The 15,557-nt window shown below is 64.4% G+C and carries 13 protein-coding genes and 1 pseudogene; all 14 read right to left on the bottom strand.

What is annotated here, in order from left to right; translation table 11 throughout:
- Positions 1-191: pseudogene (locus ACFVJ3_RS37735) on the bottom strand (aldehyde dehydrogenase family protein); the annotation flags it as partial.
- 58 nt (positions 192-249) lie between these two features.
- The gene (locus tag ACFVJ3_RS37740) at positions 250-2,181 is read right to left on the bottom strand and encodes a CocE/NonD family hydrolase (RefSeq protein ID WP_378456915.1); all 1,932 of its coding nucleotides are present in this window, start codon (positions 2,179-2,181) and stop codon (positions 250-252) included.
- 7 nt (positions 2,182-2,188) lie between these two features.
- Positions 2,189-2,995: an ABC transporter ATP-binding protein gene (locus tag ACFVJ3_RS37745; RefSeq protein ID WP_378456916.1), complete on the bottom strand. Its 807-nt coding sequence runs from the start codon at positions 2,993-2,995 to the stop codon at positions 2,189-2,191.
- Positions 2,992-4,074, bottom strand: a complete 1,083-nt coding sequence (locus ACFVJ3_RS37750) for an ABC transporter ATP-binding protein (protein ID WP_378456917.1) — start codon at positions 4,072-4,074, stop codon at positions 2,992-2,994. Before ACFVJ3_RS37750 ends, ACFVJ3_RS37745 begins: the two co-directional genes overlap by 4 nt.
- Positions 4,071-4,991, bottom strand: a complete 921-nt coding sequence (locus ACFVJ3_RS37755; protein ID WP_378456918.1) for an ABC transporter permease — start codon at positions 4,989-4,991, stop codon at positions 4,071-4,073. Before ACFVJ3_RS37755 ends, ACFVJ3_RS37750 begins: the two co-directional genes overlap by 4 nt.
- Complete coding sequence (locus ACFVJ3_RS37760) at positions 4,976-5,881, bottom strand: ABC transporter permease (protein ID WP_378456919.1); 906 nt, start codon at positions 5,879-5,881, stop codon at positions 4,976-4,978. The genes ACFVJ3_RS37755 and ACFVJ3_RS37760 overlap by 16 nt, the downstream gene beginning before the upstream one ends.
- A gap of 1 nt (position 5,882) precedes the next feature.
- On the bottom strand, positions 5,883-7,550 hold the full coding sequence (locus tag ACFVJ3_RS37765; RefSeq protein WP_378456920.1) for an ABC transporter substrate-binding protein: 1,668 nt from the start codon (positions 7,548-7,550) through the stop codon (positions 5,883-5,885).
- A 165-nt stretch (positions 7,551-7,715) separates the two neighbouring features.
- Complete coding sequence (locus ACFVJ3_RS37770) at positions 7,716-9,191, bottom strand: aldehyde dehydrogenase family protein (RefSeq protein WP_378456921.1); 1,476 nt, start codon at positions 9,189-9,191, stop codon at positions 7,716-7,718.
- Entirely contained in the window at positions 9,188-10,348 is a 1,161-nt protein-coding gene (locus ACFVJ3_RS37775) for an aromatic ring-hydroxylating dioxygenase subunit alpha (RefSeq protein WP_378456922.1), read from the bottom strand. Before ACFVJ3_RS37775 ends, ACFVJ3_RS37770 begins: the two co-directional genes overlap by 4 nt.
- Before the next feature lie 3 nt (positions 10,349-10,351).
- Entirely contained in the window at positions 10,352-11,167 is an 816-nt protein-coding gene (locus ACFVJ3_RS37780; RefSeq protein ID WP_378456923.1) for an SDR family oxidoreductase, read from the bottom strand.
- The gene (locus ACFVJ3_RS37785; protein ID WP_378456924.1) at positions 11,164-12,006 is read right to left on the bottom strand and encodes an acyl-CoA dehydrogenase family protein; all 843 of its coding nucleotides are present in this window, start codon (positions 12,004-12,006) and stop codon (positions 11,164-11,166) included. The genes ACFVJ3_RS37780 and ACFVJ3_RS37785 overlap by 4 nt, the downstream gene beginning before the upstream one ends.
- Positions 12,007-12,020: 14 nt before the next feature.
- The gene (locus ACFVJ3_RS37790; RefSeq protein WP_378456925.1) at positions 12,021-13,271 is read right to left on the bottom strand and encodes a CaiB/BaiF CoA transferase family protein; all 1,251 of its coding nucleotides are present in this window, start codon (positions 13,269-13,271) and stop codon (positions 12,021-12,023) included.
- Positions 13,268-14,419: an acyl-CoA dehydrogenase family protein gene (locus tag ACFVJ3_RS37795; protein WP_378456926.1), complete on the bottom strand. Its 1,152-nt coding sequence runs from the start codon at positions 14,417-14,419 to the stop codon at positions 13,268-13,270. Before ACFVJ3_RS37795 ends, ACFVJ3_RS37790 begins: the two co-directional genes overlap by 4 nt.
- A 110-nt stretch (positions 14,420-14,529) precedes the next feature.
- Positions 14,530-15,489, bottom strand: a complete 960-nt coding sequence (locus tag ACFVJ3_RS37800; RefSeq protein WP_378456976.1) for a PDR/VanB family oxidoreductase — start codon at positions 15,487-15,489, stop codon at positions 14,530-14,532.
- Between the last annotated feature and the right edge of the window lie 68 nt (positions 15,490-15,557).

A 15,557-nucleotide genomic window follows, 5' to 3' on the forward strand; every position in this document is an offset into this window, starting at 1 on the left:
CTTGCCGCCGACGTGATCGCGTCGTCGACCTCGCGCGCGGTACTGGCCTGCAGCCGGCCGATGACCTCACCATTGATCGGACTCCGCGACACCACGGGACCATCGGGACCGGACGGGGCGTCGGCCCCGAGCCGCGCCAGGACCTCGGCAGCGCGAGCAGCGAGCTCACCGGAAACAGGAAAAGAAGACATCAAACACTCCAACGGGAAGGGGTAATCGATCGGGACGGTCGAGGGCTGTCGGCTGGGATCATGCTAGGTCTCGGCGAACGGTGTGGCGCCACTGCTTCTGCGCGAACGGTTCTCCGTCGTCGAAGGCCTCAACCGAAACGTCGAGGTCGAAATGGGTGGGCGACGTCGTGACGGTCATTGTCGACTGTGTCGCCGTCCTGCCCTCGGGATAATCGACCTCGAACCGGGCGAACGCCTCGATGCGCTGATCGAACGTGCGGAGATCGAGCGTGACCTCTCCGCTGTACGCCTCGCTGCAGGGGAAGCCCTTGGTGCTCGTCCACCGCGAACCGTGTGCCGTGCGGCAGGTGGTCGTGCGCGCCAGCACGTCACGCTCCACTCTCCAGGTCACGCCGTCGCCGGTCTGCAACGACTCGGGATGCACATGGGGCAGGTTCGACTCGGGAAGGTCGTCGATCGACTCCATCACCGACAACAGCAGGTTCGACGCCTCGCGGTCGATCTCGAGAGTCACGGGCCGCGGTGGCGCCGTCACGTTCGGCCAGTCGTTTCCGGTGACGGCGAGACGGAGCCGCCTGCCTTCGTCGAGGCTCCATGCGGTGGCTTCGAGTTCGATTTCGACATCCACCCACTCGCCGGGCTCGAGCGCCACCGGGTCGCTGTCGTATCCGCCGCGGTGGGTGAGGTTCAGCAAGCCGCGCGTGATCAGTGACGACGTCCCGTCCGGGGCCACGTCACACAGCTTGGCGGAGACGAACGCGACCGGCTGGTCGGCGCGCACTCTCAGCTGTAGGCGTGGGTGACCGTATAGATGAAGGTCGTCCGCAGGCCAATCCCATGTCATCGACGCGGCATTGTCGTACCTCTGGTCCGTCGGCTGGCCCCAGGGGAGCGATCCCGCGCAGCTGTTCCACGCAGCGGTTCCGACGTCACCGATCACCGCATGGGTGACGCAACCGGTGCCGAGATCGAAGTCGAGCGTCTTCGTGTCCGCGAGCGGTAGTCCGACGTGATCCCGCCACGTCCCGTTGACCTCACGGAGATCCGGTTCCGGCGCGGTCGAGCGCCGGTGGAAGATCGTGACCGGGGGTTCGGCGTCGATCCCGTTCTGCTCGTCACGAAGCCAACGATCGAACCACCTGGCCATCTCTGCGGTCAGGTCGATCCAGGGGCCGGGAAGGGACAGCTCCGCGCCCATGTGACTCCACGGGCCGATCAGCAGCTTCCACGGGGTCCCCGCATTCTCCAGGGCCTCTACCGTGCGAAACGTATTGTTGCGGTAGCCATCCGCCCATCCGGCCACGATCATCGTGGGGCACGTGACGCGGGCGTAGTCCGGTCGAACCGATCCGTCCTGCCAGTACGGCTGCCGGCGCTGCTCGCTTCGCCACGTGAAGACCCACGGCTCATTGCTCTCGATCCGGTGTCGCCACTCCTCGCGCCAGTCACCGTCCCACAGCGACGGGACCGGGGGCATGGCATTCATCGCGATCATGAACGACGGGTAGTCGACGAGGTCGAGGGCACGCATCGCGCCGCCCATGTAGTGCACGTCGTCGTTGAAGCGGTCGTCGGACGAGTAGATCGGCACGATCGCCTTCAGCGCTGCCGGACGGGCGGCGGCCACTTGCAGGGAATTGAAGCCGCTGTACGACCAGCCGAACATACCGACCGATCCGTTCGACCACTCCTGCCCGGCGAGCCACTCGATCAGGGACGCCATGTCGTCGAGTTCGCTGAGCGGGTACTCGTCCGTGGCCAGTCCGCCCGACGAACCGGTGCCGCGCACGTCCACCCGGCAGACGGCGAACCCGAACTCTGTGCAGAATCGCTCGTAGTGCACCCGTTCGAGCAGATCGTCCTTGCGGTAGGGCAACGCCTCGAGCAGTACGGGAACCGGCTCGTCGGTGACCGGAAGGTACAACGTGAACGCAAGCGGGACCCCGTCGCTCATCGCGAGCGAGGAATCGATTGCGGTGAATTCGAACATGTCCGTCCTAGGAGGTGTGTGACGAGTACGGATACGAGAGTTTTCGTGTGTGCGGTGAGGAACCCAGGACCGCGGACAGTAGTCGTTGCGTGTAGGCGTCCTGCGGATTCTGCGTGACGTCGTGCGCGGCTCCGCTCTCGACGATTCTGCCTCGGTGCATCACCGCGACGTGGTCACTGATCCGCCGGACCACGTCGATGTCGTGCGTGATGAAGAGGTAGGCGAGTCCCCGTTCGCGCTGCAACCGCAGAAGTAGATTCAGGATCTGAGCTTGTACGGACACATCGAGGGCCGACGTCGGTTCGTCGCACACGATGAAGTCGGGATCTGTCGCCAGCGCACGGGCGATGCAGATTCGCTGTCGCTGTCCGCCGGACAGCCGATGAACGTGAGCGTCCGTTCCGACCTCCGACATTCCGCATTGGTCAAGTAGTTCGCGGACCCGTTCCTTTCCGCCTGCGCGGTAACGCTTCTGAGCGCGTAGCGGCTCGGCGACGACCTCACCGACCGTGAATCTCGGATCGATCGAGTCATACGGGTCCTGGAGAACGACCCCCACGGTGCGCCGGAACTCACGTGCCGCCTTCCCCCGGCGCGGGCGGGGCGCGCCACTGAAGAGCAGCTCTCCCGAATCGAATGTCTCCAGGCCGGTGACGATCCGCGCCAAGGTGGATTTCCCCGAACCGGATTCGCCGACCAGGCTGGTGGTCTTGCCACGCTCGACGAGCAAGGACACCCCGTCCAGCACCTGGGCCGAGCCGAAGCTCTTGGACACCGAACGGACTTCGACCAGGGGCCTCTCGACGCTACTCACGATTGTCCACCTCTGCTAGCGGCGAGCGCCGGCGTCTTGACGCCCTCGTCGGTATCGATGTCGAGCGGGTGGTGACAGGCCACCCAGTGGTCGGGGGCGAGTTCGACCGACCGGGGTGTCTCCGAGACGCAGACGTCATCCGCTCGGTCGCACCGTGATGCGAATGGGCAGCCGGTCGTGGTCGAATGCGCGGAGGGGCTTCCGGGAATCGCGCTGAACGCTTCTTTCGGCTTCGCGGAGCGTCCGCTGGCGAAACAGTCGAGCAATTTGCGCGTGTAGGGCTGCCGCGGAGTGTCGAACATCGAGTACACGTCGCTCGATTCGAGCATCCGGCCGCCGTAGAGCACGGTGACCGAGTCCGCCATCTCGGCGACCACCGACATGTCATGGGTGATCCAGAGGCACGTGAGACCATTTCGCGCCTGGAGATCGACGATCAGTTGGAGAATCTCGGCCTGCACCGTGACATCGAGCGCCGTGGTCGGTTCGTCGGCGATCAGCAGTGCGGGCTCGAACGCCAGCGCCATGGCGATCATGACCCGCTGGCGCATACCCCCGGACAGTTGGTGCGGATACATCCGCACCACTCTCTCCGGATCGTTGATGTTGACCTGGGCCAGAGCGGCGATCGCCTTTGCTTCCGCAACCGACTTCCTGTCACCCCCGCGAACGCTGTAGATCTCGCTGACCTGCCGCCCGATGCGAACCACGGGATTGAGAGCGGCCAGAGCGTCCTGGGCGAGGTAGGCCACTGTATCGCCACGCATCTCGCGCAATTCGTTCCCGTGCATCCGCACGACGTCCCTGCCGTTCACGCAGATCGAGCCGGAATCGATCGTCGTGCCGCGTGGCAGGAGCCTGCTCGCTGCGAGCGCAATCGTCGACTTCCCGGAACCCGACTCGCCGACGAGGGCCATCGTGGTGCCCGCCTTGATCTCGAAACCGACGTCGCGGACCGCGCAGTAACTGCCGTAGGAGATCGACAGATCGCTGACGACGACATCACTGCCGATGACACGAGGTGTGGCCGTGGCCGGGCCACCCGCGGTCGCGCTCGGAGCGCCCGATGGTGCATTCACAGTGCGCCCACTTTCGCTCGGGGATCGATAAACGCTCGGATGACGTCGGCAGCAAGATTTCCGAGAACGACGAGGACAGCGGCCACGATCACCGTGCCGGTCAGCACCGGTCGGTCGACGTCGGCGAATGCCTCGGTCTGCAGGGCGCCGATTCCCGGCCAGCCGAAGATGGCCTCGACGAAGACGACGCCGGAGAACATGATCGCGACGTCCATCCCCAGCATCGTGATCGACGGAGGCAGCGCGTTGCGGACGACATGACGGGACACGATGTAGCGCCTCGACAGGCCCTTCGCTACAGCCGTTCGCGTGAACGACGAGGCGAGGGCGTCCTTCATGCCGTCTCGCACGACATTCGCGTAATACGGGGCGCCGAGCACCCCGAGCGTGAGTGCAGGAAGCACCAGGTGCGAGAACCCGGTGCCGCCGTCCACCGGGAAGATCGGTACGAGGTAACCGAAAGCGAGCAGAAGCAGGAATCCCAGCGCGAACGGCGGAATCGACAGCAGGGCGACATTGGTGGCCGCCAGGGCCCAACTCCGGGTGGGACGCAATGCCTCCCAGAGCCCGAGGGACGCACCGAGAATCATCTCCACTGCCAGTGCCGTGACCGCGAGTAGTGCGGTGGCCGGCAGTCTCTCCAAGATCAGGTCGAGCACCGGGCGGTGTCGTGTGTAGGATTCGCCCAGATCTCCGGTGAACACCGACGAGTAGTAGTGCCAGAGCTGCAGGACGAGTGGATCGTTGAGATGCAGCCGTTCCCGGACGGCCGCGAGTACCTCGTCGCTTGCGCGTGGCCCGGCAATCGTGCGGGCGGGATCGCCGGGAAGCATGTACTGGATCATGAAGGTCAGGAGAATCACCAGCGCTATGGTCAGCACACCATAGAGCACCCGTGTGATCAGATATCGAGCCATGATTGCCGCTCCGAGAGAGAGTTGCGACGGTTGATGCCCTCGGCGATGAGCACGAACGACAGAACCGTGGCGATGGTCAGGACAAGCGGTACCAGCAACAGATGCGGCGCGTAGTCGATCGCGGTGGACCCACTGGCCAGAAGATTGCCCAGTTCCGGCTGCGGCGGCTGGATGCCGGCGCCGAGATAGGACAGGCCGGCGCCGATCACGACGACAGCTGCGCCGTTGAGTGCCGCGATGTTGAGGAGAACCGTGGAGATGTGCGGCAGGATATGCCGGCGCAGGATCGTCAGCTTGCCGACGCCGTGGACTGCGGCGGCTTCGACGAAGCCTCTGCCGCGCAAACGCAGCACCTCGCCGTAGACGAGTCTCGCAGTCCACGCCCAGTAGAGGGCCGTCACCACGACGACGATGCCCCACATTCCGCGGCCGACGATACTGGCCAGAGCCAGTCCGGACAGCACGATGGGAATCGACAGGAACACATCGACGACCCGCATGAGTCCTTGTTGCACAACAGGTCCGAACGATCCCGCGATCAGACCCACCACCGTGCCGACGAGCATCGACGTGACGTTGGCCGCGATCGCGATCACGAGCGTTGCCCGCAGTCCCGAGGCGCTCCGGGCGAGGAGGTCCCTGCCGAGCGAGTCCGTGCCCGCGAGATGGCCGGGTGACAAGATGCCCAGGGGGCTTCCCAGATCCGTCAGGCCGTCTCGGTGGAGCACGTAGGGAGACCCGAACAGTGGCGAGGCGACTGCGAAGAGAATGAGGAGGCCGAGTAGGGAAAGGCCGATGTAGAGCAACTTGCTTCGCCGAACCGCCTTGGTCGGTTTGGCCGGCACTTCGACGTGTTCGTCCCGAACGGCTGCCGCAACAATGGTACTCACATCACACCCAGATTCGGTCGTAGTAGGTGCCGGTCTCGGCCCGCATTTGGTAGTTCTGGACCCGCGGTGACCGCATCGCATAGAACTGGAGACTGCCGATGAACACACCCGGCGCGTCCTCGGCCACGAGCGCTTCGGCGCGCGCAAGATGCGCATTGCTCTCTTCGCGCGTCAGGCTCGCCAGTGAACGGCCCGCCAGGTCGTCGACTCGGGGGTTGGAATATCCCTGGAAATTCGACGACGCCCCGGTCACAAAGTTGCTCGCGAGAATATCCAGTCCGGTCGGCTGAACCTGGTAGAACTGCCTGCCGAAAACATCCGCCTCGCCGTTGTCCAAAGCCGTCCAGAATGCGGCGTTACTGAGCGTCGTGATGTTGAGGTTCACATTGATCTCTGCCCATTGCTGCTGCAATACGAGGCTGGCGGATTTCCAATAGTCGTCGTCATTGCAGAAGAATTCGAGTTCGAGGGAATCGACACCGGCGTCTTTCATGAGTGCCTTCGCGCGCGTGAGATCGTACGAGTACGGCGGAACAATTCGTTGGTAGTCGGGCTCGTCCTCGGGAATTATCGCCCCCCAGGATTTCTGCAGTCCGCGCGAGTATTTGGCCAACTGGTCTTTGTCGGTGGCCCAATTGAGCGCCTGACGGACACGCGGATCCGCGAGCTTGTCGGTCGCGACGTTGAGAGCCGCCCAGCCCGCCCCCAGAACGGGGATGAACTTCGTGTACGTCTCTCGCAGTTCCGGATTACCCTGCACCCGCTCGGCGATGGTCGGCGTGAGCCCCTCGCCGAGGATGTCGACATCGCCGTTCTGGAGTTGCAGGAACTGCATCGAGGGATCGATGCCCCATCGATAGACGACCTCGTCCAGAAACGGCAGTCCCGGCCACGGATAGTAGGGGCTGCGAACGAACACCGACCGCCGGTTCTTGGTGTCGTACGACGTGATCATGAAGGGCCCGTTGCCCACGGGCGTCCGGCTGAATTCCTCACCGAGGCGTTCGACCTCCTCCCGCGGCAGGGCCACCGCGTAGGGCTGGGCCATCAAACTCGTAAACGTCACGTCCGGCGCCGACAGCTCCACGATGAGGGTGAGATCATCCTGCGCGTAGACGCCGGGAAGCGCGGTCGAGATGCCGGCGAGATAGTCCTCACTTCCCACTATCGAGCCGAAATAGCCTGAGGCCCAAGACTCTGTCGCCGGATCGAGGAGTCGCCGCCACGCGTACACGTAGTCGTCGGCGACGACGGGACGTCCGTTGTGAAACTTGACGTCGGGACGAAGTCGGATGACGTACCGAGTACCGTCCTCGGAAATCTCCGGCAGCGCGGCTGCCGCGGCGGGCGCGGGCCCTCCCGCCTGTCCTTCGAACCGGAACAGCGGGAGATAGAGCAGGCTCGTCACCGCCTCCCACGAATGCAGGTCGTAGCCGAGTTGTGCGTCGTAGGAGTTGCCCTCCGCGGTCCACGCGGTGACGACACTTCCACCACTGCGGCCGTGCACGACATCGCCGGGTCCCGGCGGCGCCGCCGGGACACCGGACGGGGGTCCGACCATTTGAGCGCCGGGGACTGTAGTGCGTCCACAGGACGCCAGTGCGAGCGCTACTGCGCCCACGCCGCCGAGCGCGAGAAATTTTCGGCGACTGACTGCATCGAAACTCACGGATCCGCTCCTTCTAGGGCCTCGAGTCGGTAGGTTCTCACCACCCCGGCCTGCAGACTTTCAATCTATGAAAGCCGCTTTCGTTATTCATAGTAGCGCTGAAGTGACCGGCGCCACAAGGCTTCACACGGAATCGACACCGAGATTTTCGTCGGAAATCCGGAGTCAGCGCTGAATGTTTTTGACCTCGAGAAACTCACGGAGACCGTGAATTCCGAGTTCCCGACCGTTACCCGATTGTTTGTACCCGCCGGTCGGCGCAAGCACGTTGAACGGTCCACCGTTGACGACTACGCGACCCGTCTCGAGACGGCGCGCGAGCGCCAGTGCGCGATCGTTGTCTTCGGACCACACCGCACCGCTCAACCCGTATATCGAACTGTTGGCGATCCGCACGGCGTCGTCGTCGTCTTCATAGGAAATCAGGAGGGCGACCGGCCCGAAGATCTCTTCGGTCGCAATTGTCATTTCCGGATCGACGTCGGCGAAGACCGTCGGAAGAATCCAGAATCCGTTCTCCATCCCGGCAGGAATCCGGTCCGGCGGGCACACTCCGCCGACCACGAGACGTGCGCCCTCGGAGAGGCCGGCGTCGAGATGGCCGATCACGGATTCGTATTGCGCGCGCGTCGCGACGGGCCCGATGTGATCGCCCCCGAGTCGTGGATCGCCGATCGTCCAACGGGACGCGATATCGGCCGACAACTCCACGGCTTCGTCGTACCGGCCGGCAGGGACGAGAATGCGGGCACACGACGTACACGTCTGACCCGAGTTGAAGAACACGTCGGTCAAGGCACCCGACAGCACCCCGGCAAGGTCCGTGACATCGTCGACGATGATCGCCGCGGACTTACCGCCGAGTTCGAGCCCCACTCGTTTGATCGAGTGCGCCGCGGCGATCGACACCTGCCTGCCTGCGTTCGTGGACCCGGTCAGCGAGACCGCGGCCACGTCCGGATGCGCGACAAGCGCCGCGCCCACCACGGACCCGTGACCGGGGACGAGATTGACCAGACCGGCCGGTGCACCGCATTCGCGTGCGACTTCCTCGATCGTGGAGACCAGCAGGTACCCGTCGAGCGGTGAGTCGATGCTCGGTTTGAAGACCACCGTGCACCCGCCCGCGAGGGCCGCGGCGATCTTGACCGACGCGAGGTAGAGCGGGTAGTTCCAGGGGGTGATCGCCGCGACGACCCCGATCGGCTCGTGGACGATCAGCGAGTTCCCCAGCGCCTCCTCCCACTCGAATTCGTTCACGAGTTTCGCGTAGGACTCGAAAACGGCGATCGCGAGATCGGTCTGCGTGCCGCGCGCGTTGTCTGCCGGCGCGCCCATCTCCAGGCTGATCAATTCTGCGAACTCGTCACGTCGCAGTCGAATGCGCTCCGCAACAGCCTCGAGGAGCTGGGCTCTGACCGGAGGTGATGTGCGCGACCATCGGAGCCCCGCAGTGCGGGCGGCGTCGACGGCGAGGTCGACATCAGCTGCGCCGCCGATGGCGACCTCACCGCAGACCCGGGCCGTTGCCGGGTTCACCACCTCGGCAACCGCCGGGTCCACCGGCGGACGCCATTGTCCGCCGATGGACAGGCAGTCGTACCGAACCGCGGCCGAACCAGGCGCGAGTTCGAAGGTCACGCGCCCCGGGTCCCTTCCGAGTACCTCTCGAGCACCCACTTCTGGAACCCGCCGATGAGCGCCTCGGACTGGAGCATGATCCGCCCTTCGGTCAGCGACCCCGAACGGATACCTTGCTGTACCGACTCCACCAGTACACGATCCTCGACGCCGACCTGATCGTCGAATACCAGCATGTCATCGATCCACTGCTGAGTGACGTCCGCGCTGAAGAAGTAGTCGAGGATCCCGTGACAGTCGTTGGGTCCCGTCGGCACCATCGGACCGATCGACAGGTTCGGCAAACCCGGATTGATGTTGATCTTCAGGTTGGGGAAGATGGCGAAGTATCGACCTTCCGGAACCGCTCCGTCTCGTCCCGTGTATCCCTCGGAGCGAGGGACTGCGTTGACGGGCAACGGACGCAGCGGTCCGTTCTGCCACGCGAAGGTGTGCTCCAGTTCGAGCTGATAGGCATCCATCTGGGTGTCCAGCACGTCGCTGAATCCGGGGTGCGCGGTCGGGCAGTGATAGCACTCCAGATAGTTCTCCATCGCGACCTTCCAGTTGCAGGCGATGTCGTACTCCGACCGGAAGTGAAACCTCAGGTCGTCGACGTCGATCCCGGCAGCCGCGATCAGATCCGGCACCTCACCCAATTGGTCGAAGAGATCAGCCGGGGAGTCGTCGAGATGCGCAAACAGGAACGGCCCCCACGTCTGCGCGGACGCCTTGCGCAGTCCCAACTGCTGCTGCGGAAAGCACTCCTCGGATGCCGAACGCGGTGCGCCCTTGAGGCTTCCGTCCAGACCGTACGTCCAGGCGTGGTAGTGACACTGCAGTGTTCGGCGCTGACCCTTCTCGTCCAGTACAACCTTGGCCGCGCGGTGCCGGCACACGTTGTGGAAGGCATTCAGCGATCCATCCCGATCGCGAACGATCACGATGGGGACGTCGCCGATGTCGGCGGTGACGAACATCCCGGTCTCTTCGACATCTGCGGCGCGACCGACGTAGTGCCAGCTGGATGCGAAGATCGCCTTCTTCTCCGCCTCGGCGACCTCGGGAGAGGTGTACCACTCGAGGGGAAGCGTCTTTCCTTCCTCCAGGTGTTCCGCAACTCGCGCCGTCTCGTCCGTGTTCACGGAGAAGCTCTCCGTTGCAAGCGTATCGGTCATGATTCAACCCCTTCCCGCGGCGGCTACCGCTTGTTCTGTGTCGGCGGATCTGTCCCCGCCGTCGTGCATCGAGACTCCGACCGATCGGCCACCGTCCGCGGCGAAAACCGCCCCGGTGACGTATCGCGATTCGTCACCCAGCAGGAATGCCGCGACGTCGCCGATGTCCTCCGGCGTGCCGAACCGGCCCATCGGGATCAGTTCCAGCATTCGCTCCTTCGCTCCGGGTGTCGAGAGAATGCCGGCCACCGCGTTGTCGGTCGGGACGAAACCGGGAGCGAGTGCGTTGACGCGGATGTTGTTCGGCCCCCACTCGCGTGCCACGGACTTCGTGAAGGCGATCATCCCGGCCTTCGCTGCCGCGGAGTGGGCCACCAGCGGTGCTCCGGTCCACGCATAGCTCGCGACGATGTTGAGAATTACCCCCGGCCGCGACTCCCGGATCAGACGCCGCGCGAAGGCTTGCGAGGCATTGAAGGTGCCGTAGAGAGAGATCTCGACGACCGCTCGGAAACCACCGAACGACAGATCCACAGTCGGCGCAGTGAAGTTGCCTGCCGCGTTGTTGACCAACGCATCCACACTGGGGAGCGACTCGAACAGAGCGGCGACGCCGTCGTGATCCCTCACATCGACTGCGTGGATAGCACAGGTGCCAGGCGCGTCCTCGAGCCGCTCGGCAGCGCTGCTGAGTTTGTCGATGTCACGAGAGACGAGGACGACGTGGTGCCCATCGTCGACCATCCGCCGAGCGATGCCGAATCCGATACCACTCGCTCCGCCGGTGATGACGACGGTCCGCGGATCGTGCCGGGTCATCGGACACCCTCGCGCGCTGCTTCCAGCGCCACCACGATCCGGGGTGTCCAGGAACGCAGCGCCTTGATTCGCCGTGAGTATCGCTGCAGGGGGAATTCGAGGGTGAATCCCAGTGCGCCGAGGATCTGGTGGCAGTCCTTGGCGACGCCCGCAGCCGTGCCGACCGCACGGCGCACGACGAACTCACTCGGCAGGTCCTCTGCCGCCATCTGGAGCCCCTCGGTCGCGGTCGCAGCATCCGCGAGCTTCTTCGCCACCGAATCCAGGGCGGACAGTGGCTTTCCGAAGGCGATGCGGTTCTCGGCATGGTTCAGTGCCAGCTCGAGCGCGCCCGCGGCCAGACCAGCGGTGTAGCCCGTCATCGCGGCGTACCAGGCGTCCACACTCGCGGACGGGACGGCCTGCTGTGCGATCGGAGTGGTCGACACGATCGAGACGCCCTGTGCGTCGATGTAGTTGACCGGCGTGGCTTCCACCACCTCGACGAGCTGGGCCGCGCCGCGACCACAGAGCCACACGGTGTCACCCGGCAGTGAGTACCTCGCCAAGGTGACATCGCCGTTCTCACACGATGCCACGGCCACACCGTGACCGAGAAGGGCATCGATGCAGTCGACGGAAACCAGTGCCCGTCCGAGTTCGACTGCGCCGGCGCCGAGGAAGTCGCGTCCCTGCTGTTCCGAGGCGAGATCGAACCAGCCTGCGCGCGAGAGGTTCTCGCGCACCGCAGCGTCGCGATCGTCCGAGGGACGATCGGGCGCCCAGGATCCCGTCGTCGGGAAAGAACTGCAGATCTTCTTCACCGAAGACGCGAACTCTCGAACATCGTCTTTCGTCATCGTTGTGTTTGCAGTCATCGCGCTGTCGCGATCCCTTCCGAAGTGTGTGTTGCGCTGACGAGTTCGGCCAGCTGCTGAGTGTGTTCGCCGAGACGCGGTGCAGAACCGGCGTCGGGTCGGGCCTGTCCGTCGATCTTGAAGATCGATCCCAGTACGCTGACGGGACCTATCTCGGGCTGTTCGATCGTCTGCACGAGTCCGTTGGCGCGCACCTGCGGTAGAGAGTGCGCTTGCGTGATCTCGCGAACAGGCCCGGCGGGAACGCCGAGTTCCTCGAATGCCGCGATCCAATGAGAGACGCTATCGGTCTTGATCACCTCGGCGAATCGGTGTTTCAGCGAACTCCGCATCTCCCGTTCCGCCTGGTCGGCGGGATCGGCCTGTGGGTTGACCGCCCACGGGTCGTCGATACCGAGTAGCGCCTGGACTTTCCGGCGCTGCGCAAGATTGAGACAGGCAAGCGCGATGAATCCGTCCGAGGCGCCGTAGCAACGGTAGTACGGTTCCAGTTCGTCCGACTCCGTCACCGTTTCGGCCAGTTGCTCGAGTCTCGTCTCGTCGCAGACAGCGGGCGCGTCGTCGAACTCGCTGTCTCCGACCGACACGAACCGCTGTACCTGCACGGCCAACGACGCTCCGAGCAGCGACACCTCGAAACCTTTGGACACGCCGGTCTCGCCGTGTCGCCGGAAGCGGTCGGTGAGACCGGCAAGCGCCGCCGCGAAGGTGAGCAAGCCGGCCGTCAGATCGGCCATGGCGATGCCACCAGATCGGCGTGGTACGGGATCACCACTGCGCGCGTCGGCGAGCAGGAGTCCGGACGCCGCCTGTGCGATCAAGTCGTAGCCGAGGGTCTGCGATTCGGGCCCGTCGGTGCCGAAGGCCGACACGCAGCACCACACCGCGTCGGGGTTGACGGATTTGACGGTGTCGCGATCCAAGCCGAACCGCAAGGCCCGTTCGGGGGGCATGTTGTGGATCACGACATCCGCGGTACGGATCAACGCACGACTGAAGTCCTGTCCTCGTTCAGTTTTCAGGTCCGCGACCACTGACTTCTTGTTGCGATTCAGCGAGATGAACCATCGTCCGCCATCCGGAGTCAACGGCTCGTAGTGCCGCCAGGCGTCACCGTTCGGGGGTTCCACCTTGATGACTTCCGCGCCGAGATCGGCCAGCATCATCGCCGCGAACGGGCCCGCGACGTACTGCGCATAGTCGAGCACACGCAGCCCGGCGAGCGGCTTGGCGGTCGGTACGGTCATGACGCTGTGCCTACTCTTCGCCTGGAGATGTTCTTGCGTTGAATATCCGAAACACCGCCCGCGATGGTGGTCGCCGCCGCTGCGCGTGCTAGTGCCGCTAGTTTGCCGTCGAGCACTGCGCCCGGGCTGCTTTCGATCAACGCACGGGGTCCGAGCACCTCTACCGCCGTGTCTGCCAGTTCCTGCAACAGCAAGGCGATCGACAGTTTGGCCATCGAGGATTCGGCGCTCGCGTCCTGTCGTGCGTCGAGCCGCTCCGTCGCCCGGCGTCCGTGCAGGCGCGCGATCTGCGCGTCGCCGCGGAGCCCTGCGAGAATCTCGCGGTCCTTCGGCGCCGTGACCAGAGGGGCCATGTCGTCGAGAAGACGCAGGACGATGCCGACTTTCTCACTGGTAACCCGCTCGAAATCGAGTGTGCCCATGAGGATTTCCCAACCCGCATTCTCCTCGCCGACGATTTGATCGGCCGGGATGGACACGTCCGTCAACGTCAGTTCGCCGAGGGTTCCGCCTCCCAGTGTCTTGTGGACGTCCACGAGGATGCCCGGCGTGGTGATGTCCACGAGGAAGACGGAGAGTCCACGGTGACGTGCCTCGGTGGAACCGGTACGGACTGCGAGGTAGACCCAGTCGGCATGTTCGGCGCTCGATGTCCAGATCTTGCGGCCGTTCACGATATACCGGTCACCGTCGCGGCGCGCCGTGGTGCGAAGTGACGCGAGGTCGGTGCCCGCTTCGGGCTCGGAGAACCCCTGGCAGAAGATCATGTCGCCGGAGGCGATCTGCGGGAGGAAGATCTGGCACATTTTCTCACTGGCGAACTGAAGTAGGGCATTCCCAATTGTTTTCACCGACAGCAGGTAGCTCGAGAGTGGAAGCCAGTTGTATCCGAGCTGCTCCTCGACGGCGAATGTGAACAGTGCGTCCAGCCCGCGGCCGCCGTAACGCTGCGGCCAGTGCATCCCGATGAGCCCGGCCTTCCCGTATGCCGCATATGCCTCGCGGGAGTCGGCGTCGGAAGGTGAACCCTGATTGCTCGGCACCCCGCAGCCACTGACTGCAAACTCCTGCGCCAAACGGGCTGCCGTTGCAGCCGTGTCCTCGAGCGTGAGAGCGGGGTTTGCGATCTCAAAGCCTGCCGTAGTCATAGGCTTGCCTCAACTCCATTTGGTTTCACTGTATGGAAGTAACTTTTGCTATATGAGAATAGCTCTGCGGATTGGCGAGTGTCAATGAAAATTGGGCGCCCGTGCGAAGGTCAGATGTCGAGGACCAGGCGCGGCGAGCAGGAACGCCCGACGCAGATCATCATGACCGCGTTGGAAGCCCGCTCCTCGTCCGTGAGCACGTCGTCCTGATGCTCCGGCTCACCTTCGACCACACGGGCTTCACAACTGCCGCAATACCCTTCGCGACATGCCCACGGCCAGCCGGGGACGACCTCGAGCACCTGATCGAGAATCGACTCCCCCTCGTCCACAACGACCGTCTTCCCAGTCGAGGCCAACTCGACCTCGAACCGCGCCAACCCGGACGTGGCGCCGGCATCGCCGGCTCGGCGCGTCGAATCACCGGGAAGACGAGCACTTCCGAAGCGCTCGAAATGCAAGGCGCCGACATTCGCGTGATTCGCGCAGCACTCCTCGACTGCCCGCAGCAGCGGTTCCGGACCACAGCAGTAGACCTGCGTACCAGCCGGAGCGGCAGCGAGCGCCCCCGCTATATCGATCCGGCCGCGCGAGGATTCCGGCACGAAGTCCGTGTCACCCTGCAGCTTTCGAAGTTCCTCGAGAAAGGCCATCGACTCGGTCGTCCTGCCGCCGTATACAACTCGCCAGCGCTTCCCCGCCGCCGCCACCGCACGGGCCATGGGGAGGATCGGCGTGATGCCTATGCCGCCGGCGATGAACAGGTACGACTCGGCGTCGACGAGGGGGAAATGATTCCTCGGTCCGCGGACCTCGATCGTCGCCCCGGGGGCGATCGAGGCGTGAAACTCGCGGGACCCACCACGCCCTTCGGGCTGGTCGAGCACCGCCACCATGTAACTGCGGTCATCCGAGGGATCGCCGCACAACGAGTACTGGCGAGCGAGACCCGACGGGAGGGTGAAGTCCAGATGGGCGCCGGGTTCCCATGCCTCCAAGGCGCCGCCATCAGCGCGTTCGAAGCGAAACGACGAGATACCGTCGGCTTCGCGCCGCACTTCACGGGTCACCAAGAAGGTCGACTCCACCCTCCCCGTTGCGCCGTGACTTTCAGGGAGAGAAATTGACTTTCGCATAG

The sequence above is a fragment of the Rhodococcus sp. NPDC127593 genome, from assembly GCF_042671975.1.
Taxonomy (GTDB): Bacteria; Actinomycetota; Actinomycetes; order Mycobacteriales; family Mycobacteriaceae; genus Rhodococcus_F.

What these genes read in the sequence shown, in the direction of transcription:
- ACFVJ3_RS37740 (WP_378456915.1), bottom strand. Translation starts at nt 2,181, where the DNA reads ATGTTCGAATTCACCGCAATCGATTCCTCGCTCGCGATGAGCGACGGG.
- ACFVJ3_RS37755 (WP_378456918.1), bottom strand. Translation starts at nt 4,991, where the DNA reads ATGGCTCGATATCTGATCACACGGGTGCTCTATGGTGTGCTGACCATA.
- ACFVJ3_RS37775 (WP_378456922.1), bottom strand. Translation starts at nt 10,348, where the DNA reads ATGACCGATACGCTTGCAACGGAGAGCTTCTCCGTGAACACGGACGAG.
- ACFVJ3_RS37780 (WP_378456923.1), bottom strand. Translation starts at nt 11,167, where the DNA reads ATGACCCGGCACGATCCGCGGACCGTCGTCATCACCGGCGGAGCGAGT.
- ACFVJ3_RS37785 (WP_378456924.1), bottom strand. Translation starts at nt 12,006, where the DNA reads ATGACGAAAGACGATGTTCGAGAGTTCGCGTCTTCGGTGAAGAAGATC.
- ACFVJ3_RS37790 (WP_378456925.1), bottom strand. Translation starts at nt 13,271, where the DNA reads ATGACCGTACCGACCGCCAAGCCGCTCGCCGGGCTGCGTGTGCTCGAC.
- ACFVJ3_RS37795 (WP_378456926.1), bottom strand. Translation starts at nt 14,419, where the DNA reads ATGACTACGGCAGGCTTTGAGATCGCAAACCCCGCTCTCACGCTCGAG.